The 1,007-nt window shown below is 53.1% G+C and carries 1 rRNA gene; it reads left to right on the forward strand.

Going from position 1 to position 1,007, the window contains the following annotated elements:
- Nucleotides 1-1,007 (forward strand): 23S ribosomal RNA (locus F4V54_RS11695); the annotation flags it as partial.

The raw sequence follows: 1,007 nt of genomic DNA on the forward strand, positions 1-1,007 counted from the left end.
CGAGTCGGTGATACTAACCACCCAGAGCTCCTGCCATGGTCATCTTTGATGATCGGGTGGGTGTGATGCGTGGGGCCTGATCCGTAGTAGTTCAGTGATGGGGTGACACAGAGTGGTAGCCACGCCGTTTATTGGATTGCGGTGTAAGCGTGCAGCATGCAGGTTAGTCAAATGCGGCCTGCGTTATATGTCAGGCGTGATGCGTAGCCCATGTGTGGGTGATGGTGGTGATCCTGTGCTGTCGAGAAAAGCCTCTAGCGATGTATGTGTACGGCCCGTACCCGAAACCGACACAGGTAGTCAGGTAGAAAATACTCAGGCGGTCGGGTGAACTGTGGTTAAGGAACTCGGCAAATTGCCCCCGTAACTTCGGGAGAAGGGGGGCCATAACTGGTGATCTAATCTTGCGTTGGTGAGCTGGTTGTGGTCGCAGAGAAGAGAGGGAAGCGACTGTTTATCAAAAACACAGGTCCGTGCGAAGACGGTTAAGTTGATGTATACGGACTGACGCCTGCCCGGTGCTGGAAGGTTAAGAGGACCTGTTAGACCCTTTGTGGGTCGAAGCGGAGAATTTAAGCCCCAGTAAACGGCGGTGGTAACTATAACCATCCTAAGGTAGCGAAATTCCTTGTCGGGTAAGTTCCGACCTGCACGAATGGCGTAACGACTTCCCTGCTGTCTCAACCACAGGCCCGGTGAAATTGCACTACGAGTAAAGATGCTCGTTACGCGCGGCAGGACGAAAAGACCCCGGGACCTTCACTATAGCTTGGTATTGGTGTTTACTGCGGTTTGTGTAGCATAGGTGGGAGACTGTGAAGCGCTTACGCTAGTGGGTGTGGAGTCACAAAGTGAAATACCACTCTGACCGTAGTGAATGTCTTAACCTTGGCCCATGATCTGGGTTGGGGACAGTGCCTGGTGGGTAGTTTAACTGGGGCGGTTGCCTCCCAAAATGTAACGGAGGCGCCCAAAGGTTCCCTCAGCCTGGTTGGCAATCAGGTGAT

It is taken from the genome of Corynebacterium tuscaniense (assembly GCF_008693065.1).
GTDB classification, from domain to species: Bacteria; Actinomycetota; Actinomycetes; order Mycobacteriales; family Mycobacteriaceae; genus Corynebacterium; species Corynebacterium tuscaniense.